Genomic DNA, 22,628 nt, shown 5'->3' with positions numbered 1-22,628 from the left:
ATTATCCTTTACTTTGCATTGCCGATAGAGTGGTTAGTGAGTCCTGATCTTCTACTCGGTCTAAAAATAAAAATCCATTCAGGTGATCAATTTCATGCTGAAGAATACGGGCTTCCAAGCCGGAAGCTTTTTTGGTAATTCTATTTCCATCTATGTCAAAGCCTGAATATTCAATTTCCATGGCTCTTGGAACCTCTCCCATTAATTCACCGCAATTAAGGCATCCCTCGTAGCCAGTTTGAATTTCTTGGGACAGGATTTTTAATGCAGGATTAATTAATGCAGTATCGGGGATCGGGTATTCTGGTTTTCTCCGTTTGGTATAATTAGTACCAAATACAATAACTCGTTTGCTGATGCCAATTTGGGGAGCAGCTACCCCTACGGCACCTTTGTCAGCCATAATGCCGAACATAGTCTTAATCAGCTCTTTTAACCAACTGCTACCAAATTCTGATTCTTTAATTGGCTCAGCGGTTTGTCTTAAAATAGGATCGTTTTTATCCAGGAGTGTGTTCATAGTTCACCTGATTGTTGATGATTAATGTGAGTTTGGGCTTAGTCTTCATGCAGGACTGTTTGTCTGGTAAAGTTAAATACTCTTGAATTTGCCTTAACGCAAACTTGCCCATGGCTAACAGTTTTTCGCAATGAATGGAGCTTTTGTTTTGGATATAGGGATTTATTCGTTTTAATCCAAATGAAAAGATTGCTCTATGAGAATCATATTCAGTGGGGATGGAAATACCTGTGATGAGTCCAGGTTCTATCTGTTTGTATTTTGTAATTGCTTCTATACAGCCTATATGAGGAAGTTCGCTCCATAATTTCGGTTGATCCTGGCTGATGAACTCTGGTTGATAGCAACCATCAAATAGCCAGAGACTTTTCTCAATTAAATTTTGCTCTATAGCTGGGTTGGAGGACATGAAAAAGATCTGTCCTGCTTGATTGATGAGGGCAATGGAAGCATAGTCTGTTTCTACTTGCCCGAGTACGTCAGAGAACACTTTTCGCATGGTGATATAATGTTCAAAGAGAAAATCTTTTGCTTTAGGGTGAAGCCTTACTTCAACAGCTGTTACATCCATATCTACAAACTTCTTAAACGGCATGACTGTGCTTTTTTCTTTGTTCTTCGTAGGAAGAAATGGAACCAATGGCCAAGTCAATGATTTTTAGTAAATTATTTTCCGATGTGTCAATTGCACGTACTTCTTTGATTAATCCTAACACAAAATCGGCGTAATCGTCATTACTTCCATGAGAAACAGGGTATAAATGATGGCTTTGCTTCAAGATGTAATGAAGTAGTGTTTCATCGACTTCATTTTTCTTAGGAGCTGCATGTCCTTCCTCACCAAATAATAGCCAGCCTGGGTTTACATGAAGATGATGAGCTAATTGTTTAACTTTCTCATAATCAGGTAGAGCATCACCTCTTATATAGCGACGGCAGATTTGTTCTGATGCACCTGTAAATTCTGCTAGGGCTTTAATACAGATCCCATTAGGTGAACGAGATGCAGTATGTCCTTTATCTTTGAGGGTATGGATCAAGCGATTTGCAAACGATTGATAGGGTCCCTTACTCATAAAATTATCCTTTTAATCGAACGTCGTAAAAAAATTATCATATAAAACGGTATCATTCAATATCATATCGTATCTTAATTTAAATTTCTTAAAAATACATATTGATAATTATTTTAATATCGTTTTAATATTAGTTTCGATAAATGATACTTAATGTTCATTTTGCGCGATTTGGACTTTATTACACATGTTTTACAGGAGTATATCGCATGTTTTACGATCAAAAGATCACCATCTATAAGGGTATTATTCAGTATCTACTGGATTCAACCAATTATTCTCTACAACGAATCGCTAATTTATCAAACTCCCCAATTGCTCATTTGCAGTTAATCTACCAGCACAATCGTTTACCTAAAGAAAGTAAGGTTGAATTGAATTTGCTGAAGCTGTTTATCACAGTCATTGATATGGAACACAAGGGTGAATGGAAGGCTCGTTTACAACTTAAATAACAGAGGGATTTGGAGAATCAATGATGCAACCAGTTAATGATCTATTTACACAACAGATTCTGTTTATCAATGACGTAGAAGTCATTATCGGAAAGGACCGATTGACTTTACGCCGTTGGTGGAGTGAAGGGAAATTTCCCAAGCCAGTAAAATTACATGGCAGAACTTTAGCCTGGCATAAAGACGTGATTGATAACTGGATTAATCAATATGTCAGATAAATCCATTTTCATTGCCTGAAGTGGTCAATGACTGCTTTAGACAATGATTAATTTCTAAAGGTTTATAAGTAATACTTATCATCCCCTTTTTCTAAAATGACTTTAAAACCGCAAGTGTGAGAGATGTTGAGGAAGTTACTAAGCTTTACATCTTCTTGCTCACCGGAGCGAATTTTTTGAATTACAGTTGGAGAAAGCCCTGCTTTTTCGGCCAGTTTTCTCACGGTCATTTTGCCATTCTTCATGAGTGCTTTGATGATTTCAGATAATAGAAACTCATCATATTCTTTTTCAAATTGTTCACGAAAAAGAGGGTCCTGCATTTCTCGTTCAAAAGTAGATAAATGTTTCTTAGTCATAATAATCACCTGTTTTTACTCTACTGGTATATTGATCCATAACCTTTAAGGCTTTTTCCTTTTCGGTTAAAGGTAACTTATCCTGCTTCTTCCTAAAGGCATTAGTTAAAATTATTTTTCTGTCTTCAAAAAAGAAACATAAAAATCTATCTGGCTTAGGTTTGAAGGCATAAATTTTGTCTCCTTCATGTCTAAACTTGGTTTTATCGTGAATGATACCGGCATCGCCCATTCTCTTTAATAGCTTCAACAACTGAATGCGTTCGTCTTTATTCAAAGAATAATAATATTCTTGAGATTGGCTATGCTTCTTTTCGTCAAAGTACCATTCAATCGTAAACTTTTCGCCTTGATAGGCAATATATTCAATATCTCTATTCATTATAATTGTACCACTATAGTTGCACAAATTCAAATTTGTTTATTGTTAGTTCTTCTATCAGGCTACTCCATTTATCTAAAGCCTCTTTGCGCTGGTACAGCATTTCGTCTTTGTTATAAGTCGCCATGATCTTAGGCATTTTATGTCCAAGACATTTTTCTATAACTACTGGGTCGATTCGCAATGTTTCTCCAAGCTGAGTGGCAAAAGTGCGTCTGAGATCATGGGCAGTCCATTGTGGGATACCTACTCGTTTTTGTATGCGTTGAATAGCTTTAGATATCGATTTATCGCCTAGTGGGGAATCATCATCGACCCCAGCTAAAACAAAATTAGATAAGCTGATTTCTTTTATTTCCAACAGAAGTTTTTTAGTAAGCTCGCTCAGATGAATCTTCATGCTAAGTCCGATTTTATTATTCTCGGGAGGAATAATCCAAAGAGATTTCTCGAAATTAAATTCAGACCATTTTGCTAGTCTTAGTTCACCAGTCCTTGCACCAGTTAATAATATGATTTTAATGGCGTTTTTAATCTGAATTGACATCGAGTGATTATCACTATCCAAAAATAGCCATATTTTTTTTATTTCATCAAGATCGAGATTGCGATCACGAGGTTTTTCTACTCCACCTATGTCTCTTGCTCGAATATTTATGGCTGGATTAATTGTAATTTCTCCTCGACTTACCGCGTAATTAAATACTTGTTTCAAGGTACTAAGCACTTTATTGGCGTGAACAGGGGAGCCTCTTTGAACTATATTATCCAAGGCCTTTGCTATGTCTCGAGGCTGTATTTTTTCAATTTCTAATGTTCCTAATAGAGGGATAATGTCAGCATCAATTTGTTGTTTAATCTGTTGAGGTTGCTTACGGTGTTTAACAATATAATTGTTGTACCAATCAGAAATTAACGTTTTCACATTATTATTTTTTTGGAGCAATTTTTTTTGGATAATGTCTTCTGGGTCTTGGTCAGACTGCCTTATCTCCCATAAATCATTAAAGGCTTTTCTAGCTTCAGCAACACCCATTACTGGGAAATTACCAATAGTGAGCCATTTCTCTTTACCGCCAAATTTATAACGGTAGAACCAGGTTTTCGTACCTTTAGGAGAAACCCTTAAACAAAAGCCATTACCCTCAGTAATATGGTAACGATTTTTTTCGGCACTTAAATTTGCAATTTTGTTATGAGTAAACTTTTCCATAATTATGCTCTTATTAGGATATCAGAAATTGGCTACACTTCTGGCTACACTTTTTTGTTTGCTTGTATGAAATCAATTTATATCATTTGAAATATTGAAATGCAAATAATCCTTTATTTAAAAGGATGTTATGGTTATAATTGAATTTGTTTGAAATTAAATGAAATTGGTTGTCACTAGCATGGGGTGCTAGTGGTCGAAGGTTCAAATCCTTCCGTCCCGACCAATCCCCGTAAGGGTTTTAAGAAATTCGCCTTCCCCATACAGTTCAAATCGATCCAAATAACGATCCAAAATTATTTTTTTACCTTGTAATATTCCCTATATTTTAATAGAAGTATAAGAGCATGACAGAAATAGAAAGTACAGATACAGACGAATCGCTTTTTGGTGATAGAAATATTAAATCGCATCTTGCGAAAGTTATAGAAAAATTTGATGAAATGTATGGAGCTTCAGAATCTTGTTCTGGATTAACAACAGGATTAGGTGATTTTGATCAATTAACGAGTGGGTTGCATCCCTCCGATTTAATTATTATCGCGGGACGGCCTAGCATGGGGAAAACCGCTTTAGCAATGAGTATGATTGAGCATATTGCCCTTTGTTGTAAAAAAGCAGCGATTTTTTTCTCCTTAGAATCCACACCTGAAACTCTAGCTTTAAAGTTTATAAGCTCTGTAGGCCGTATTAATTCTCATTGGCTTAGAACGGCACAAATAGAAGATGAATACTGGCCTAGAATTACATCTGCTGTACAACTTTTATCAGAAGCGCCAATTTATATAGAAAATGTTCTTGGTGAAACAATTAGTAGTATTTGTGCAAAGGCACACGACATATCTGAGATCTGTGAGGAAGTCGGTATTGTAGTTGTTGACTATGTTCAGTTACTTTGTCGTAGTGGTTCAAGTCCTGAAAATAGAACAGCAGAGCTCTCCGCCATTATTCGGCAGTTGAAAATATTAGCAAAAGAATTAAATGCACCTGTCCTCGCTATTTCTCAATTAAATCGAAGCCTTGAGCAACGTTATGATAAACGCCCTATTATGTCTGATTTACGAGATTCTGGTTCAATTGAAGATGATGCAGATATGATCTGTTTTATTTACAGAGATGAATATTACAATCAAGATAGCCCTGATAGGGGGACTGCTGAACTGATTGTTGCAAAACATCGAAATGGTCCAATAGGAAAAGTTAGAACAGCGTATATTGATAAATATAATCGATTTGAAGATTTAGTCTTCTCTTTTTCAAGCGATGTATAAAAGCTGCTCCGGTTCAAATTTATAGCTGTTCTAACCAGTGCTCATGCTGATTGATATTTTTTGTACACCAATCAATAAATTTTTCTGAATATCTTGAAGTGCTTTCGTTTAGGTAAAAAAATTCTGATTTTGTTTTAATCTGGTATTTTTTAATTATTTTATAAAAAATACCAGAACCTATTTTTTGAGGGATTATTTTTGAATTTATTACGCCTATTGCCTCAAAGGTTTTGTAGGGGTGAGAACGAGTTGGATCAATGGGTTGGTATATACGGATAGCCTTTGCACCATTACTGCCAGTTGAAAATGAAATATCAGAATCTGATTCTGTTTTTGTCAAGCATAGTTTGTACTCTATGGGGATTGCGAAATCAGTACTGTTTAATTCGTTCGATTGTATTTTTAGTTTATTAAGAAATTCTTCCATAATTTTAGTGGAACTCGTACCGTAACGTTGTTTTAGGAGGGTTATGGAGGTTGAATGTCCATCTACAATCAGATTTAATAAACCTGAGTTCATTGGAGGTAAGGGAGTAGCTCCTGTTAATTCGTTGAATTTTTTATTGTAATTAAATATTGTGGATTGGAAAATTCGACATAAATCATGCTGTAACTCATTGAGTGCCAAATGAACAGCTTGATCTCTTATATCTAATATTACTTCTATGTTTTTCCTAATATTATTATTTTCAGAATAAACTTTATTTAAGGCATTCCGACAGCTAATAGTATCTTGGTTATGTTTTTTATAAATTGAATTTAATCCCTCTTTTTGAACAATTTCAGCTTTTAATAAAAGCTCCCAAGAATTAGCAATTAAAATAGTGAATAACTCAACTCTAGATAATTGGTTCGGATTATTATAGAGCTGAATAGAGGACAAAAATGCATTTTTACTTTTTAGAAAAAGATTTTGGACAAGCTTATCTATGTCCGTTAGAGAATCGTTGATTTTGTTCTGGCTCATTAAAGCCAAGAAGTCATAATCTGTAAGATTCGTAATTCCAGAGCAATACCAAGAATTATTTTCCTTACTAAAAAAACAGTATTCTCGTAAAAATGAGCTCAGATATTTTCTAACCGAAGATGCTTTATAGGGTGTTTCATCAGCAATTGATTGCGCAGTAAATTCTTGTCCAAACTGTTCTTTATTTTTGAGAGAATGTAAAAGTTTCAAAAGATTGTTTATATTTTCTGTTCTCAAGATTCAATTCCATTTTGATCTAATTGTATAATATTATAGCATGTCGTGATGAATATTTTGGGCTGAGTGTTACAAAACTATCTATGCAGTTGATCAGAATATAAAGTAGCTAAACGTTTTATATCTCGTGTTGTATATTCTTTCTAAGAGAATTATCAAGATCGTAAGGAAGTTAGAGTTATTGAAGTGCGCAAAAATTTGTTTGGTGAAATTATTAATTAGTTTGAAAACTAAAGAGCTTTTTAAATTATTTCTTTGTTATCCAATCTTTTTCTATACGGGGGCTGCAATTCCTTTAAAGGAGGGAAGATTTCTCCCACTTCAACCTCTAGCGTAAGAGCAATTTGAATCAGGCTCTGCATAGAAATATTCTGTTCCCCACGCTCAACCCGTCCTGCGTAACTCCGGCCTAATTGTGCGGCAGCAGCGAAGTCCTCCTGAGAAAACCCACGTTTTTTGCGTAGTTCTCGGATTCTTTTGCCTATCTTGATAAGGTTAGGGTGTTTTTTCTCCATAGAACAAGTACAACGTATTGCGCCTACAAGAGCCACGCCTGAGAGATGCTATTTTTTAATAAATGAGCTAATATAGAGCATCAAAACAGGATTGAATAAATATTAGCCAAAGGAGTTGATGTTAGATTTTTATTTAAGAGGTTTAAAATATATGAGTACATTTAAAGAAATTGCCTTTCAGATTTTACAGGAAACAGGTAAACCTCTGCACAGCAAAGAGATTACTGCCATAGCTTTAGAACGAGGTTGGCTAAAAACTGCTGGCAAAACCCCTGAGGCAACTATGAATGCTCAACTCATTGTTGATATTAATGAGAAAAAGAAAACGTCTCGTTTTTTAAAGATATCACCTTCTGTTTTTACTCTGAATACTGATTTACCTTTAGAAAATATCGTATTAAATGAGGAAGTAATAGAGAAAAATTATAAGATATCCAGCAATATTTCTACCAAGCAAAAAGGGGATATTGCTGAGGCGCGTATTGCTGAATTAATTACTTTATACGGAGATACCAATCTGTCATGTTACAAGCCGATTTCTGATGATGATGGAATAGATTTGATCATTAAAGAGAAAGGCACGCTTAAGACCATGTATGTACAAGTCAAAAATCGTTATGGTTCTGAGCCTAACGAAGTATTTACGGCAACGGTTAAAGCTAGCAATATGATTGAACACTACTCTGTTGGCGTTATATTTTGTTATTTTGATACAGAAAAAGGCGATCTTTGGGATTATCTTTGGTTTATTCCAGCACCATCATTTGCTAAATCTGCTCATAAATTGGATAATGGGCGAGCTTTTGGTTTTGTTGCAGGTCGTCAGAAAAAGCAAACCAATAAATGGGATGATCATCTAATCGATAAGCGCGACTTGGCTAATCAAATTTTGGCTCAGATGAAACGCATCATCTAATATTTCAATTTACTTGGATTCAATAAAAATAATTAAAACACGGAATAGTTAAGAATAGGATTCTTCAGAAATCTTAACTAAATGAGAAAATAATGAACAAAATAAAGTCTTTAATTTTTGTTTTTACTGCGTTGACTGCATTGCTTCAATCTAATATTGCTCTAGCCGAAACAAAAGCTCGTCTACTGTATTGCCCTGAAAAAATAGAGTGTGCGAAAGATAAAAGTATTAGTTCGTGTAAAATTGTTGGACAATATTCAGAATGGGGAAACATTCGAGCTTGGTCAACGACAAGAAAAGGAGTCTATACACTTACCTCAGTGCAATCTTCTTATCAAAATCCTTTGTGGTGGCAAGGAGCATATACCATTTGTTATTACTCAAATATAGACTATGCTGCTTCAATACTTAGTGTGGAACCTATACGCAACAAAACTCCTCGATTGTCTCAATGGGAGGCAGCAGTATTAAATACTAATAACTGGCAAACTCTTGGATATAATGCATCCTGTCATGTTGAGAATGCAGATCCTAAAGTATGTCCTTTAGAATTAGTGTCTTCTATTGAAATTGAATCACCCACTTATTTTAGTTCTAAGCTTTCAGTTTATGCGAATGGGATACTCCTTAATAAAAACAATGAAGGTTGGTTTGGCATAGATTCTTCTTATTACCATATAATTAACATGTATCAAGCTTGGGATGCTTGCTCTGATACAGGTTTATGTACCCTAGAGCTTATGGCTACAATTAATGAAGCTCTTGTCGATGTTGGAAGTATTGTTGTTGATATGGATAATAAAATGAACATAGTTCATGTTCACGCAATAACGGGGTTTGAAATTTCTCATAATAAACAATCGAACTCCATTGAGATTAAGCCCGTCTCCTAATCAATAAACGTTCTCTAGGGGGAGTTACCGCCCCTTAATCATAATTTGCTGATATATTCGAGCAGCTTCATTTGGATCGGTAACTCCTTTCAATGTTGGCAAAGTTAAGGATGACTTTTCTTCCAAAGGTAATGGCTGAACCCCATAAACTTTAGGGACAAGTTTACAGGCTAGCCATTTTCGAGTATCAATTCTTAGCCTTGCTCTTTGGACAGCTTGGCTATTAATCACTATTTGTCCATCAGCATTAACCATAGAGTCATTCGAATCGTTGTCCGCAATTTCCAACAGTTCATCAACTACACATTCAATTTGAGACCTTTTGGCTCGCGCGTATTGGTCGGAAAAATCCTTGTTATTTTTTAACCAACTAAAAATAGTGTCCTTATTAGGCCAGTGTGGATTTTCAGCACAAAGCTTTTTAAGTCCATTACTAGTTGAAGCAATTTTGTTGCAGATCTCCTCCGCAAGCTTAGTCGAGTATATTGTTGGCCTGCCTTTTTTTGATACGGATTTCATAATGATTACTCCTAATTAGCCTATTTGTTTGCCGGAATAATGGGGCTTGCCTGCTTTTATCCATACTTCTATGTGCAGTTTCAATGATTCTATTGGTATCTCACTGTTGATTATATCTTGTTCATCTTCTAAAGACAGTAGATGATCAATAACCTGTTGGGCAGATACAGAAAAACCTGAGCAGCATTGCTCTACAAACCGATACAAATTAATAGGTTGTTTTTTTAATTCCTCTTGTAGCATTAAGTCCCATTTGTTCATAAGTTCTCTCTGAAAAGGTTAATTTTATTTTTTCTTTAGATTTAAAACCTACATCACCTACATTTGATCATTATTCTTTCAAATGTAGGTGATGTAGGTTATTGGATTGAGATATTAAAAATTATTCATTTAAATGATCTGGGTTAATGTAGTACTTGTTATTACTTGGTTTAGAAATATGCCCCATTTGTATCAAGACATTAATTGCCTCTCGTCTTTCTTCCTGTGTTGTCAAATCAGCCCAGTCTTTCGCTCTAATTTGGCTTCTAGTGAAGAAAAAGAGATTATTATTTGAATCAAAATGTTCTGTTTTTAGCGCAGGTATTCCAGTGAGTTTGATCAGCTTTTTAGATAATGAACGAGCAGGTAAGTTATCTTTGTAGACTAAGCCATACATGCGTTTTGCATGACTAAAAAAATAATGACCAAGCTTTATGGCACTTAAAATTTGTTTGGTAGATATTAGTTTATCAGGAGTTATCAAGCCGTTGTTTTCAGCCAGATATAAGTACACTGCTAATGAGGCAACGAATTCATATGATTTGACTAAATAAGCTTCAAACGGATGCCCTAAGGATTGAGCATTCTCGGCTGTTTCATTGCGCCATTGATCGAATAGCTGCTGGGCTGTTTCATCAAGATGTAACAAGGTAGCACCGTTCACACCATTCAAATTCGAGAATAATTCATTAATTTTGGTAACCAGAAAAAATGATTGTGGTCTATCCTCTAACTTTTGGGTATGTTTGTCTGGATAGACAACTCCTTGGAAACGTTGAAGTAATCCGTCATCTTGATAACCTGTCCGTGCTTCATTGAGAAAACGCTTAAGTTTTGATGGTTGTATCCCTCCAAAGATGGATAATAGCAATCTCGGAATAAAAACTGTTCCACGCTTTACGGTATCGTAGGGATATTCAAGACTGCCATTAAATCCTGAAAGATATAACCCTCTTTCATCTGCGTTATCATCTTTTGATAGTCTGACAAAAAAAGAGGATAATTCATCAACTTCTAACATTACGCCATCAGGGTTTTCTTCCAATGTTAAGATTAATTTTTCAACAGTGACTTTAGAAAAAGTGTATCGCTTTAGTTTTGGTTTATTTTCTTCTAAATCAGCTAAATCCTGTAGATATGCTTTTAGAGTAGCTTCAAATTTAGCAACTACAGCTGGATTAGCAGCTGCTTTTTTTGCTTCCGTTTCCATTCCTTTCTTTGCTGATGCGATTTTAGATTCTAAAATTTTTACGTTTTGAATGTATTGTTTAAAGTCTCCTTTATATTGATCCCTCGCTTGCTTACTTAGCAATTGAATTGGTTTATTGGTTGAGCTTAAGGCATTAGATTTACCTGAGGAGGGATCTCCAATCATTGCCCAAAAAAAGTTTGGTGAAGCATACCAATCGGTTTTTTTTGTTAGTGCGATTTGAATTTTTCCTGAAAATACGCAACCCATTCTTGCAAGTAATGAAACTAAAATGAAATCCGCTGGACACCCTCTAATAAGGGATTGCTCTTTAATGAAGTCAGCCAGAATTTCAGGTAAGGCTTCATAAGGTATGTTTTCTACTGGTAATAGATCATCATTAAAAGGTTGGTATGGATTAAAAATGATTTCGGTGAGGGCATTGCTATCTGGTTTGTTTTTTCTGAAAACACTTTTATTGTATTCATCAATTGTTCTGCCATCAGGTGCTTTGGTTTGTTGGCTAGCGAATCTAATTGCTTCATCATGGGATAGCCCTTTCAGCAACCTCATTACATCAAATGAATCGTGACTATAGCCATCATTTAGACAATCATTGTGATGGCTAAAAACTCTTCCTGTACCCAAATATTCGACTACTCCGCCTCGTCCACTAGTTGAGTTGGGAGAAAGCCATCTACATGTATTTTTGTTTTTAAATACGTGTTTATAGCCATACTCTTGAAGGACTGTACCTATTGGCACTTGGTTGTTCCATGCGGTAATAGGTGATATCTGAGTGCCTTCTGTTGAAAAGATAGGTCGTAAAGCTTGCTTCACCACAGGTTCTAATTGTTTATCTTTTACAGGAAACAATTGGCCTTGAGCATATTCGAGATATAAAATTTCTTTATTACAGTCATTAGGCATACTTGGTGTATACCATCCTTGTGCATAAATTTTGTTTTCGTTTGCATATTCAAGAAAACCATGTGTAAGAAAACAGTTAATTGTTTCAACGACTGCTTCGCTTGTGGGTTCTAATTGATCTTTGCTATATGACGAATCACTGAGTAATAAAATACGAAAGCGATTTTTATTTTCTGCATAATAAGAATGAGTTCCTACTAGAATATGAGCTATGTCTGCTTTCTTTAATGCCTCATGTATCGCTAAATGGGTGGCTGTTGTTTCATCCACATCAATAATTATTAGCCTTCCTTCTTCAGTGCAATTAATATCTGCTCTGGATAAACACACTCCTTGTTTATCACATTTTAAATCGGTGCGTAGGAAATGAGTACCATTTTTGTGACCAATGCGAGGTTCTTTTAATAATTTCCATAATTCCCTACCAGTGATATTGTTGTAATTTCCAGTAGACTGGATATTATCTGCATTATAAGCGACTGTTAATGAATTAAATTTTTCTGTAAAATTGTCTATTAGTCTCTCGGCCAAAGAGCTATCGATATTTGCCCCTGACTTTTGTTGAGGGGCAGGATCATTATTAAATGTTGTTATCATGATTTTCCCTTCCTTGTATATTTTCTTCTATCCATTGCATAATTATTTTTGTTGACCAAATTAAGGTCGAGCCGTTTAATTTTTGGGGGCGTGGAAATTTATCTTCTTCCCACCAACGACGAAGGGTTGAACGATGAAAGCCTGTCAATTTTTCAACATGATTGATTTGGGCAACTGGCGGAATAGATAATTCAAAAAGGGTGAGGCTCGGAACAATTAAATCGATTTTTGATTGGGTCATACCATATACTCCCGGTTAGATTTATTTAAAAAACTAGGAGTAGATTACTGATGGGTATGCGCGACATATTGCGCACATTGCGTGACAGATTACGTAATATGAAATTTTTTTATGATTAAATTAAATTTTAAAAGCTTTTTTATAGTCACCGACTTTTTTTGTAGCGTTAATTTTAGTTAAAATACAGCCCGATACAGTAAAATTGTCCTCATTAATGTCTTCAAGATTGGCCAAAGTAGCGCGATTATGGTTTCGACTAATATGTTCTTCAATAAATTCTTTTACCGTTGACCACGTAATATCTTGGCGTTTAAGCTTAAGCAGCATAATCATGACTTTGATAATTAACCTATGAGGTGCTGAAGTTTTTTTATGTATTTTTCCGGTGTAATCGGGGAATGTTTCACGGATTAAAAGACCAAAATCCTGTTTTAAAATACTATCGATAAGCATTTCAGCAGCAAATTTACTCTTAACTTTATAAATGGATTTATTTGATATTATATCAAGTATTATATTTGGTGGTATTTCGTAGAAAATTTGTTGGGTGACATGTTTACTATCACGGAAATCTACCTCATCAAACCATTTTGCCTTTAATTTATCGAGGTGGTTAATTTCTCGTAAATGGTCGATTATTTTTTTATGAGTTTGTTTTGCCAAGGAGGTAAGTTCTTTCAGTTCTGGTGGTGTCACGTCTTCAAAATGGTTGAATTGTTTATTGCAGATCACAATAACCCAAGCCAACTCATATGATTGTACAGGCGCAATTATCTTTTCTGCTTTAATTTCTATGGGGTTTTCAACGCATATTTGATTGAGTAAGCTTATTATTTTATCGGTGCGAATTTCTTTATTGCGTTCTTTAATCCAAGGCATCATTTGCAGAGGATCATCAGATTCCCTTGGTTGTTTTGCGTTGATAGACGAGATAAGCCTGCTGAGAGTGATGTTTAATAGTCTTGTGTTAACCAATGAGCAAATTTTATAGATGAAGATTTCTTGTTTTTCGTTGTCGAGGCAGATCTCTTGCTGTATGTCCATGAAGTTATGTATAGCGTCCATACTAGCCTTATGTACCAATGAGGCCATTTCTACGCTTTCTGAATATTCTTTAGTATCTAGATTTATTTGCTCTATAAAAACGCTTTCTAATCCATCAACACGGCCTTTCAATACTGGAAATTCCCACGGAATATTTGGATAGGAGTAACCGTTCTCACAAATGGCAATTAGCCAAGCAAGCTCTCTTAAGGTTAATGGAAATAAATCCACTAATTGTTCTAAATTAATACCATGTGGGGTCGGAGCACATTTCTTGAGACAAGAACTTATTTTTTTCTTAAACTCAGGTCGCGACTCATTAATCATGCTTGTATTATTCCATCAAAGTAAAATCATCACAGAGGGCGCCAAGCAAAAGAGGTGATGAAACCCTTTGTTCTCCCCGTCGGGATAGCTTGGCTAGGGGATTATACATTTTTTCTAACTTGTGACAATTTGTCACAGGCTAATAAAGAAGAACAATATATCCTGCACTCTTGCATTAACTGAATAAACGAATCAGTCGCTGGTAATAGTTTAATTGCGTCTAATCTAGAACAATTGTTAGAAATCGAGTATTATCGCTTCGTGCTTTAAATTAGTTCAAGCATTCTTAAATAAAACCAAAAAAGGAGTAAATTATGGAAAATATGATAGAAAATAATGAGTTAGATACCAATTTAGATGCTGTTCTTGAAATCGAAGAAGTAACTGAATGCATTGCAGCTTCTCTTCAATCCGATCAATAGATAATTTATGTATCCACTTTTCTAATATTTAGGAAAGTGGAATTAATTTTTATTGTAATCGGAGCGCGTTGATGCCCAACCTTCAAACAAGCCTGGCAACAAGAATACATCCTCCATCAGAACTCACAAATAATAAATGGTCTGCTGAAGATTTTGACTCTCGTAGAATATTTTCTATACCTGAAGTTGTTGTTGCTCTTCTAATTTATTGTATAATCCCACAAAAAAAAGAAAAAATCATAACTGAAATATCTACTTTTTATAAATTAAGCCCTCAAAAAATTAATTTATTAATTTTGTCTTTGATTGAAAAAAAGTTAATTTTTTTAAAAGACGAATCTCAAATTTCTGCCGATAAAAATAAATTGAATTCAGAGCTATTTTTAGAGCAATACCCAATCTGGAAGAAATATAATTGGGAAAGTGCTGCTGAGTATCATTTTTTTACCTATGATTATCCCTTCCTAAATTATGCTGAAGGCGCGGAAGGCTGGCGTATAGCTAACCAAAGAATGAATGAGTATAGTGCGAAATACCCTGATACTAATAGAATAAAAGTATATTCTGAGGAACATAAAAGACTTAATGTACCGTTACCTTTTAATGATCATTCGCTCGGTGCAAAACAATTCCACGCTGAAGAAAATAATTTAAAGTTAATATCCATTATTACTGCCTACGGTTTTGCAAAAACAGCTGAAGCTCCAATCCGCTGGGAGGGAGTGCCTCTTATTCGGCGCACAAGTCCATCAGGAGGTTCTCGCCACCCAACAGAAGGGTACTTAATTGCTCTCGATATAGAGGGAATTGATAAAGGGCTTTATCACATTCAATCCGATCCTTTTTGTTTTGTTAAGATAAAAGAACAAGAAAAAATTGATACTCCAGCTATATTTCCCGAGTTTTTCCCTAATGAGTTAAATAATCAACCAATGGCAATTATAGTTTTAACATCAGTCTTTGAGAGAAATATGTTTCGTTATCGCGAACCGCGAACATTTCGAACTATCCATATGGATGCTGGGCATATACTTGGAACTATGGAACTAATTTCAGATAGTATAGGGATGAAATCTCAAATTTCTCATCAAATAGATGAAAAGTTAATAGAACAATTAATTGGTATTGATGGCTTATCAGAAGGTGTCATAACAAGCATGGCTATTTTTAATGCTAGCGGAGGTAATTAATGTCGGCAAATAGCAATTCTTTATTAACCCTTCTAAGACAGAATATTGATAGAGAGAACAATACAGTATTAGAGATTTATAATCCTGAAAAAAATACTGTGAATATTATCCCTCAAGATATGTTAACTAGCTTAGATAATATACAACAAGTTATTAACTCTGTTAAATCACAGCTCGATCATAATACACCTAGCAATGCTCATTACTCTTATTGGCAGGAAAAAGGATGGTATAAATCTATCGATTATTATGTTTCCTCCCGAGACTCTTCTTTTAAAGAGACGAATGCTGAGTCATCAGTTTTATCAAAAAAATCCAATATAGATAGCAAGGTGCTGGATGTTTCTTCAGCTAATAGCGTTGAAAAACAATTTTCTGTTGATCAAGCTTTAATTCATAGAAGAACAAAAAGAGTTTTTAAAAAGCAGCCTGTCAGCAAAGAAATTTTTTACGAAGGAATTGAAAATGCGAGCATTTGCAATGCAATTAATGGGATTAAATTATATTTTATTGTTTATAATGTTGAAGAAATAAATCCCGCTGTTTATTGCTATAACTTTCAAAATTCGCAATTACAATTGGTTCAAGATGGCCAATTTTTCACAGAAATGTCACGTAACATTCAAGGTATGAACACTCCAAAAACAGCTGCTTTCACTATTATTTTAGTGGCCGATTTTGACAATTTAATGAAGGCAATGCCTTATCCAAGAGGCTTGAGAGATACTTATATTGAGGCTGGACGTTTGTCTCAAAAATTGGTGGTTTCTTATCTGCAATATGGGGTATTTAGTTTAGTTACACCTGCATTGCGTGATAGAGATGTTTCGACGCTTCTTAAATTAAATGAACAAGAGTTCGCGCCACTTTATTCAATAACTTTTGGCTATCCTGTAAAATAGGTTAATTTATCAAATATGTTTATTAAATTACAAAATTCCTGCAATCATCATGTTTACAACGATTATTTCGAAATAAGCTCCGATATTTTCAACGTAGCATTTAAATTTAAAGGATTTACTTTGGATTTTTCAAAGAAATTACTGCAACAACTACAAGAAGGAATCCAAGAAGATTTGTTATTGGATAGCTTTTCTAGGGAGCAAAAATCAAACAGGAATAATGTTAAAAAATTAATTAGCTTTTTGAAGGAAAAAAAACTCTTGATAACGTGTAGGGATGTATCTAATCCTCCTCCAGAAGATACGCTTTATGATAGGCAAATAAGATTCTTGAACTCCTTTGAAACCAATGAGCATACAGGTAAAGATTTTAACGAAAAACTACAAAATAGTAAGGTTGTTATTGTTGGTCTAGGTGCCTATGGTAGTTGGCTCGCTTTACATTGCGCCAGATTGGGCATCAAACATATTGTTGGTATTGACCATGATGTGGTTGAGCTAAGTAATTTACATCGTCAAGTACTATACACTAAAGACGACATTGGCTTAAAAAAAGCAGAAGCATGCTCCAAAATAGTCACAGGATCCGATGCATCAGTGAATTATGAAGGAGTTTGCAGGAAAATTGAAAGTGAAGCAGATCTATTGCCTTATTTGGTAGATGCTGACTTCATTTTTAATGCCTTTGGTTATTATCCTGTCGAAGAGGCTCAGGATGCAATCTCCGGACTTATAACAAAAGCCTGTATTAAGGCAAAAATACCAATGCTATGCTTGAGCACTAACTGGATAGGTCCCTTGTATTTACCAGAATCAAGTGCTTGCTATTTCTGTGCTGTAACTAACTCAAAATTAGAACCCATTTTAAGGAAGGTCAAAAAAAATCCTCGTATTGATAAAAGAGCTTTTTGCCCCATTTTAGCAATGACTTGTTCATTAGCCGTGCTTGAAGCTGTACGTTATTTGACAGGCATTAATATACCCAGTGCTGTTGAAGGAATCCGATCTATCGATCCTTTTTATATTGAAAAAAGCACATTTTTTCCAATTGAAAAAAACAAGGATTGCTCATTTTGTAGCTCTAATAACGAGCAAGTGTATGTTTAATTCGAGGATAAGTTTAATAAAAGACATTATTGGTTTGGCAATTCCTATCTCAGTATTTAATATGACAATTGTGTTTATTTCAATTGCAAATGGTTTAATGTTAGCAAATTTAGGTAATACTGCACTGGCAGCCGGAGCTTTAATTGGCATTACCCAGATACTAGTAATGATGATATGTACCTCACCCTTATTTGCAATCAGTTCCTTAGTATCAAGGATGTACGCAGAAAAAAAATTTTTCGAAATAGGAAACTTTGTACAACAAGGCTGTTGCTTGGCGTTCTTATTTTCAATTCCGGCAATTGCAGTCATGTTCCTTATAAAACCCTTACTACATTTATTTAATCAGCCTCATGAGGTAATTGAATTAGTAGATTTATATTTTAAATCATATCTATGGGGTATCCCAGCTGCATTTTTATTAACTTGCTTACAGCAATTTATGTTGGGGCTAAAGAAAACACGTGTAGTTACCACAATAGGAATTATAAGTTTAGTTCTTTCTATTTCTATAGGATATATATTGGCATTTGGAAAAATGGGCTTCTTTTCGTGGGGAGTTAGCGGATTAGGTTTTGCTCAAGCTTGTCGTTCAATTGTTACCTTAATTATTCTTATTAGCTATCTTGCACTTAAAAAAGAATTTAAAGTTTTTGAGTTATTTATAAAAAGACCGATCAATAGATTTTTACAACTTAGAGAGATATTTAAGCTTGGCTGGCCAATATCAATCCATGCTGCCTCGGAATATTTGGCAATTTTTAGTGTGGTCATTATTGCAGGCAGAATGGGGCAATTAGAATTAATAGCTCAACAAATAGCTAATCAGTATGTTCAATTTCTTTCAATTCCAATGCTTGCATTTTCTCAAGCCTCTAATATTTTAATTGGAAATAGTGTTGGTAATAAACAGTGGGCAAAAGTACGCCAATATGGTTTTACAGCTTTGATATTAGGAGGGGGGGTAGGATTAGTTGCGCTGTTAAGTTTTTGTTTCTACACTGACACACTATTATCACCCTATGTAAGCAACGATATTGCATTAACCTTCAAATCTTTTCTCATTATTACAATGTGTGGTCAATTATTAGTTGCAGGAAAAACAGTTTCTATTGGTTTATTACGAGCACTTTATGATACCAAAGTTCCAATGTTAATAAGTGTAGTTAGTGCTTGGGGAGTAATAGTACCTTTTGCATGTGTCACTACGTATTTATTAGGATGGGGAATTAATGGTCTTGCCATCGCGCAAGTTTGCGGTATGGCATGTTGCGTTTTGTTATTATTAGATAGATGGAGGGTGTTAAGCTTCAATTGTTCTAGTCCTCCGGCACAATTAAAAACTATTTACGCAAAAATTTTGGTATTTGGAACAAGGGTTACAAGGCAAGTAATGAATCCAGTTAACAATTAATTCATTCGGATTAAGTGTGCTCAGATTCAATGGGGGCAATCATTAATTTTTTTGTCATTTCAACGCAGTCTAGATTTATTCCTGATGACAGTTTAAAAATGCTTTTAACTTCGCCTTGATAGCCCATTTGATGATAAAATTCAACAGCATTTAATGTAGAGGCCAAATTCAACATTTCTATTTGATTTTGTTGCGCTATTTCCTCAAGCTTTTGTAGAAGTAATTTTCCTATCCCTTTGCCAGACATATGGGGCTTTAAATAAAGACTATCAATACTCTTTTTGTTCAAATTTATTAAGCCGAATCCTACTATTTCATTATCTTTTTCAGCAACAATAATTATTCTATTTGATGAATGGTTTTTGTATTCTTCTGGTGATTTTAACTCTAGCCATGCTGTTATAGCATTTTCAGAATAAAACTCAGAACAATAATGTTTAATCGAATTAACATGGAGGTCATATATTTTAAAGCAGTCATCGTTTTTAGCGTTTCTTATATGCATGCGATTTATCCGAACGTTATAAAAGCATTTACTCACTATACAATACCATATTTAAACAATAGATCATTGCTGCTATCAATTACCATAGCTTTATTTGTATTTAGCACATCTATTTTATTTATGATTTTATCTTTATTTCCTTTTAATTTCTCGTGCCTAATTTTTAAAGCTGACTCTAGCCGTGACTCTAGCTGCAACTCTAGCCGTAACTTATTAAGTTGATGATGAAGTGAATCTCTATATGAAAGGATAGGGACAAATTGTCACCATCCTTTATCAGCATGACAACTATATATTATCCTTATTAGGCTTTAATCTACGTTTTATTTCCCGATCAAAATCTGACTCAATATGTTGCTGCTTGTTATATTTCTCATATTCTGTAAGTGCTTTTTCCTCTCTTCCGCGAAATTTTGCCATAACCCTCTAGGACTTTATATTCATTAAACTCAAGAAATTTATTTACGCTTTCTGCGAAATTTTCCATCGTAAAGGTGTTTCGACGTTCAATAATACCTTCAATATAATCAAAAAATGCTGAGACAGTTCTTTCAAGTGTCTTAATTTCTTGCTCATGCAGATAATTTTTGCCAACGGTGGTATCCGATTTTAAAACACGGCCATGAGGTGCATGTTTGTAAGTCATCATCCCCATCAATGGTTTGCTTGCATCTGCTTGAGTATAAATAATTTCTGAAGCTGTTTTACCAGTAATGGCAAAGTGAAATTTATCTTGCACATGCGCATAAAATTGGCGTGTAATTTCCGATTTAGGATCATAATCAATGCTACATTCAGCAAAAATATCAGTTATTTTTTGGTAAATTCGTCTTTCACTTGCTCGAATGGAGCGAACACGCTCAAGGAGTTCATTGAAATAGTCTTTTCCAAAATAACGGCCATTCTTTAACCGTTCATCATCAAGCGCAAAACCTTTGATGATATATTCTTTAAGCAACTCAGTAGCCCAAATTCTGAATTGAGTTGCTTGGCTGGAGCTCACACGGTAACCAACTGAAATCACAGCATCAAGATTGTAGTATTCAACATTACGCTTTACCGAACGGTCGCCTTCTTTTTGAACAGTTTCCAAAATGGAAATAGTTGCTTCGCGATTTAGTTCGCCTTCGTTATAAATATTGTCTAGGTGTTTGGAAATGGCGGGGACACCCACGCCAAATAGTTCAGCAATTCGCTTTTGGGTCAACCATAGCGTTTCATTGTTTAATAATACCTCGACTTTAACCTCCCCATTTGGAGCGGTATAGAGCAGAAATTCAGTGAGCTCATCCTTGATGCTTACTTTCTTTAAAGATCCTTTATTCATAGGATTAATCCTTGTCTAAATAATTTTTAATTCGTGACAATTTGTCACGGGTTGAAATTCATGTACTACGAACATTTACTTAATGAAAGTGGTACTACATTGTCTTGTAATATATTTTCAAGGTAAGAACTCCATTTAGTTAATGCTTCTTTACGCTGAACAAGCATTTCATTTCTATTATACGTGGCCATGATCTTAGGCATTTTATGGCCTAGGCATTTTTCAATAACCACTGGATCAATATGTAGTGCTTCGCCAAGCTGTGTGCAAAAGCTTCGTCTTAAATCGTGTGCTGTCCAGTGAGGGATGCCTACACGCTCTTGAATGCGGTTAATAGCTCTTGAGAGTGCTTTGGGACTTAGTGGGACATCTTCCTTAGCAGACAGTACAAAATTAGATTTTGAGCCGTACTGTAGCTCCCTAAACATATTTTTTACAGGTTCAGTTAAATGAATCCGCATTATTTCATCTTGCTTTGTATGTTCTTTGGGTATTGTCCAGAGGGAGTTTTGATAATCAATTTCAGACCATGTTGCGAGCCGAAGTTCACCGGAACGAATGCCTGTATGTAAGATAATTTTTATGGCGAGTTTTGTCTGTAGTGACATGCGGCTATTATCGCTGTCTAAAAACAATAACAAGGTTTTAATTTCATCTGTTGTTAAATAGCGATCCCTCGGCTTTTCAATTCCACCAATATCTCGCCCTTGTAATAATACAGCAGGGTTTTCTTTTAAACTTCCCCGTCTCACTCCATAGTTAAATGCTTGTTTTAATGCTGACAAAACTTTATTGGCATGAACTCTCGCACCACGCTTCACAATTTTATCAAGCGCGGTTGTTACTAAAGCAGGGGAGAGCTTGGCTAATTCAATATCGCCCAGCAAAGGGATAATATCCGCATCGATAAGTTGTTTGATTTGTTGGGGTTGCTTGCGTTCTTTTTCGATGTAATTTTCGTACCATCCTAGGACAAGCTTTTTAACGGTATTTGTTTTGGCCTCATCTAGTTTGGCTAAATGAGCTTTAGGATCAACACCTGATTGCCAAAGATCAAAAAGTGCTTGATAGGCTGCTCGCGCTTGCCCTAAGCTCATTGCAGGATAGTAGCCTAGTGTGATGCTATGATCCTTCTCTGCGTAATAATAACGATATAGCCAAGCTTTCTTCCCTTGAGGCGTTACACGAATATAAAAGCCATTTCCTTCGGTTTCACGATAAGTCTTATCTTTGGGTTTTAAACCATTGATGTAGGAGTCTCTAAATACAGTTTTCTTCATTTTAATTTTATTCTCTTCGATCCAAGTCGATCCAAATAACGATCCAAATTATTTTGGATCGACATGAAATCATTTGGTAATAATTGGAAACGATGATATAGAGATAACCTTTATATATCAATGGTTATAGGTGTTATTTGGAAATTTATGGAATCATTTGAAAACGTCAAGAAACAGCATGGGGTGCTAGTGGTCGAAGGTTCAAATCCTTCCGTCCCGACCAATAGAATCAATGAGTTACGAATAAAATCCGGCTCATCCCCAAATCCGGGGGCATTAATCAAGAACACAAAACTTTAACCCTTAACCTATAATTTTCAAAATTTCTAAACCCATAAGCACGTCGTT

General features: G+C 35.0%; 25 protein-coding genes. 9 read left to right on the top strand and 16 right to left on the bottom strand.

What is annotated here, in order from left to right:
• Position 1: 1 nt before the first annotated feature.
• Genes def through T345_RS0112510 form a run of 3 tightly spaced genes read right to left on the bottom strand, consistent with a single transcriptional unit; the run spans position 2 to position 1,596 of the window.
• Positions 2–520, bottom strand: a complete 519-nt coding sequence (gene def, locus T345_RS0112520) for a peptide deformylase (RefSeq protein ID WP_010652883.1) — start codon at positions 518–520, stop codon at positions 2–4.
• The gene (locus T345_RS0112515; protein WP_028389628.1) at positions 501–1,115 is read right to left on the bottom strand and encodes a hypothetical protein; all 615 of its coding nucleotides are present in this window, start codon (positions 1,113–1,115) and stop codon (positions 501–503) included. Before T345_RS0112515 ends, def begins: the two co-directional genes overlap by 20 nt.
• Complete coding sequence (locus tag T345_RS0112510; RefSeq protein WP_010652885.1) at positions 1,105–1,596, bottom strand: helix-turn-helix domain-containing protein; 492 nt, start codon at positions 1,594–1,596, stop codon at positions 1,105–1,107. Before T345_RS0112510 ends, T345_RS0112515 begins: the two co-directional genes overlap by 11 nt.
• Positions 1,597–1,805: 209 nt before the next feature.
• Here T345_RS0112510 and T345_RS0112505 point away from each other — a divergent pair, with 209 nt between their 5' ends.
• Positions 1,806–2,051 carry a hypothetical protein gene (locus T345_RS0112505; RefSeq protein ID WP_010652886.1) on the top strand — a complete coding sequence of 82 codons (246 nt, stop codon included), beginning with the start codon at positions 1,806–1,808 and terminating at the stop codon, positions 2,049–2,051.
• A gap of 23 nt (positions 2,052–2,074) precedes the next feature.
• On the top strand, positions 2,075–2,272 hold the full coding sequence (locus T345_RS0112500; RefSeq protein ID WP_010652887.1) for a helix-turn-helix transcriptional regulator: 198 nt from the start codon (positions 2,075–2,077) through the stop codon (positions 2,270–2,272).
• Positions 2,273–2,334: 62 nt separating this feature from the next.
• On the opposite strand, the gene T345_RS0112495 is transcribed toward T345_RS0112500, so the two are convergent.
• From T345_RS0112495 to T345_RS0112485, 3 genes are read right to left on the bottom strand one after another with little or no spacing between them, the layout of a single operon-like run.
• Entirely contained in the window at positions 2,335–2,631 is a 297-nt protein-coding gene (locus T345_RS0112495; RefSeq protein WP_010652888.1) for an AsnC family protein, read from the bottom strand.
• Complete coding sequence (locus T345_RS0112490; RefSeq protein ID WP_010652889.1) at positions 2,624–3,013, bottom strand: type II toxin-antitoxin system RelE/ParE family toxin; 390 nt, start codon at positions 3,011–3,013, stop codon at positions 2,624–2,626. Before T345_RS0112490 ends, T345_RS0112495 begins: the two co-directional genes overlap by 8 nt.
• Before the next feature lie 13 nt (positions 3,014–3,026).
• Positions 3,027–4,226, bottom strand: a complete 1,200-nt coding sequence (locus T345_RS0112485) for a tyrosine-type recombinase/integrase (protein ID WP_010652890.1) — start codon at positions 4,224–4,226, stop codon at positions 3,027–3,029.
• A gap of 347 nt (positions 4,227–4,573) precedes the next feature.
• On the opposite strand from T345_RS0112485, the gene T345_RS14390 reads away from it, so the two are divergent.
• Positions 4,574–5,497: a replicative DNA helicase gene (locus tag T345_RS14390; RefSeq protein WP_051555271.1), complete on the top strand. Its 924-nt coding sequence runs from the start codon at positions 4,574–4,576 to the stop codon at positions 5,495–5,497.
• Between the two features lie 19 nt (positions 5,498–5,516).
• On the opposite strand, the gene T345_RS0112470 is transcribed toward T345_RS14390, so the two are convergent.
• Together T345_RS0112470 and T345_RS0112465 are read right to left on the bottom strand one after the other, a co-directional pair.
• Positions 5,517–6,701 carry a DUF3644 domain-containing protein gene (locus T345_RS0112470; RefSeq protein WP_028389627.1) on the bottom strand — a complete coding sequence of 395 codons (1,185 nt, stop codon included), beginning with the start codon at positions 6,699–6,701 and terminating at the stop codon, positions 5,517–5,519.
• A gap of 242 nt (positions 6,702–6,943) precedes the next feature.
• On the bottom strand, positions 6,944–7,216 hold the full coding sequence (locus T345_RS0112465) for a helix-turn-helix domain-containing protein (protein ID WP_028389626.1): 273 nt from the start codon (positions 7,214–7,216) through the stop codon (positions 6,944–6,946).
• Between the two features lie 118 nt (positions 7,217–7,334).
• Here T345_RS0112465 and T345_RS0112460 point away from each other — a divergent pair, with 118 nt between their 5' ends.
• Together T345_RS0112460 and T345_RS0112455 are read left to right on the top strand one after the other, a co-directional pair.
• Positions 7,335–8,132, top strand: coding sequence for a group I intron-associated PD-(D/E)XK endonuclease (locus tag T345_RS0112460; RefSeq protein ID WP_242604581.1), 798 nt, complete (start codon positions 7,335–7,337; stop codon positions 8,130–8,132).
• Between the two features lie 92 nt (positions 8,133–8,224).
• A complete protein-coding gene (locus T345_RS0112455) occupies positions 8,225–9,025 on the top strand; it encodes a hypothetical protein (RefSeq protein WP_028389624.1) in 801 nt (266 codons plus the stop codon).
• 24 nt (positions 9,026–9,049) lie between these two features.
• On the opposite strand, the gene T345_RS14385 is transcribed toward T345_RS0112455, so the two are convergent.
• From T345_RS14385 to T345_RS0112430, 5 genes are all read right to left on the bottom strand, one after another.
• Positions 9,050–9,544: a terminase small subunit-like protein gene (locus T345_RS14385; RefSeq protein ID WP_207385051.1), complete on the bottom strand. Its 495-nt coding sequence runs from the start codon at positions 9,542–9,544 to the stop codon at positions 9,050–9,052.
• A gap of 15 nt (positions 9,545–9,559) precedes the next feature.
• Positions 9,560–9,805: a hypothetical protein gene (locus T345_RS0112445; protein WP_028389623.1), complete on the bottom strand. Its 246-nt coding sequence runs from the start codon at positions 9,803–9,805 to the stop codon at positions 9,560–9,562.
• Positions 9,806–9,926: 121 nt separating this feature from the next.
• The gene (locus T345_RS0112440) at positions 9,927–12,521 is read right to left on the bottom strand and encodes a DUF3987 domain-containing protein (RefSeq protein WP_028389622.1); all 2,595 of its coding nucleotides are present in this window, start codon (positions 12,519–12,521) and stop codon (positions 9,927–9,929) included.
• Positions 12,505–12,762, bottom strand: coding sequence for a helix-turn-helix transcriptional regulator (locus T345_RS0112435; RefSeq protein WP_084273813.1), 258 nt, complete (start codon positions 12,760–12,762; stop codon positions 12,505–12,507). Before T345_RS0112435 ends, T345_RS0112440 begins: the two co-directional genes overlap by 17 nt.
• 120 nt (positions 12,763–12,882) lie before the next feature.
• Entirely contained in the window at positions 12,883–14,133 is a 1,251-nt protein-coding gene (locus T345_RS0112430) for a hypothetical protein (protein WP_028389620.1), read from the bottom strand.
• A gap of 493 nt (positions 14,134–14,626) precedes the next feature.
• Between T345_RS0112430 and T345_RS0112420 the strand changes: the two genes are divergently transcribed.
• The 4 genes from T345_RS0112420 to T345_RS0112405 are packed head-to-tail and all read left to right on the top strand — an operon-like array spanning position 14,627 to position 19,168.
• The gene (locus tag T345_RS0112420; protein WP_028389619.1) at positions 14,627–15,745 is read left to right on the top strand and encodes a SagB/ThcOx family dehydrogenase; all 1,119 of its coding nucleotides are present in this window, start codon (positions 14,627–14,629) and stop codon (positions 15,743–15,745) included.
• Entirely contained in the window at positions 15,745–16,647 is a 903-nt protein-coding gene (locus T345_RS0112415; RefSeq protein WP_028389618.1) for a nitroreductase family protein, read from the top strand. The genes T345_RS0112420 and T345_RS0112415 overlap by 1 nt, the downstream gene beginning before the upstream one ends.
• Positions 16,648–16,662: 15 nt before the next feature.
• The gene (locus tag T345_RS0112410; RefSeq protein ID WP_028389617.1) at positions 16,663–17,754 is read left to right on the top strand and encodes a ThiF family adenylyltransferase; all 1,092 of its coding nucleotides are present in this window, start codon (positions 16,663–16,665) and stop codon (positions 17,752–17,754) included.
• On the top strand, positions 17,747–19,168 hold the full coding sequence (locus T345_RS0112405) for an MATE family efflux transporter (RefSeq protein WP_028389616.1): 1,422 nt from the start codon (positions 17,747–17,749) through the stop codon (positions 19,166–19,168). The genes T345_RS0112410 and T345_RS0112405 overlap by 8 nt, the downstream gene beginning before the upstream one ends.
• A gap of 10 nt (positions 19,169–19,178) precedes the next feature.
• Here the strand turns inward: T345_RS0112405 and T345_RS0112400 are convergent, their stop codons facing one another.
• From T345_RS0112400 to T345_RS14375, 3 genes are all read right to left on the bottom strand, one after another.
• A complete protein-coding gene (locus T345_RS0112400; protein ID WP_028389615.1) occupies positions 19,179–19,673 on the bottom strand; it encodes a GNAT family N-acetyltransferase in 495 nt (164 codons plus the stop codon).
• Positions 19,674–20,046: 373 nt separating this feature from the next.
• Positions 20,047–21,000: a virulence RhuM family protein gene (locus tag T345_RS14380; RefSeq protein ID WP_207385052.1), complete on the bottom strand. Its 954-nt coding sequence runs from the start codon at positions 20,998–21,000 to the stop codon at positions 20,047–20,049.
• A gap of 65 nt (positions 21,001–21,065) precedes the next feature.
• Positions 21,066–22,280 (bottom strand): tyrosine-type recombinase/integrase, encoded by a 1,215-nt coding sequence (locus T345_RS14375; protein WP_035919083.1) that lies wholly within the window; start codon positions 22,278–22,280, stop codon positions 21,066–21,068.
• Between the last annotated feature and the right edge of the window lie 348 nt (positions 22,281–22,628).

Origin of the sequence: Legionella fairfieldensis ATCC 49588 (genome assembly GCF_000621525.1) — a bacterium.
Lineage (GTDB): Bacteria > Pseudomonadota > Gammaproteobacteria > Legionellales > Legionellaceae > Tatlockia > Tatlockia fairfieldensis.
The sequence above is the reverse complement of the archived record's forward strand: the minus strand, read 5'-3'. Positions and strand labels throughout refer to the sequence as shown.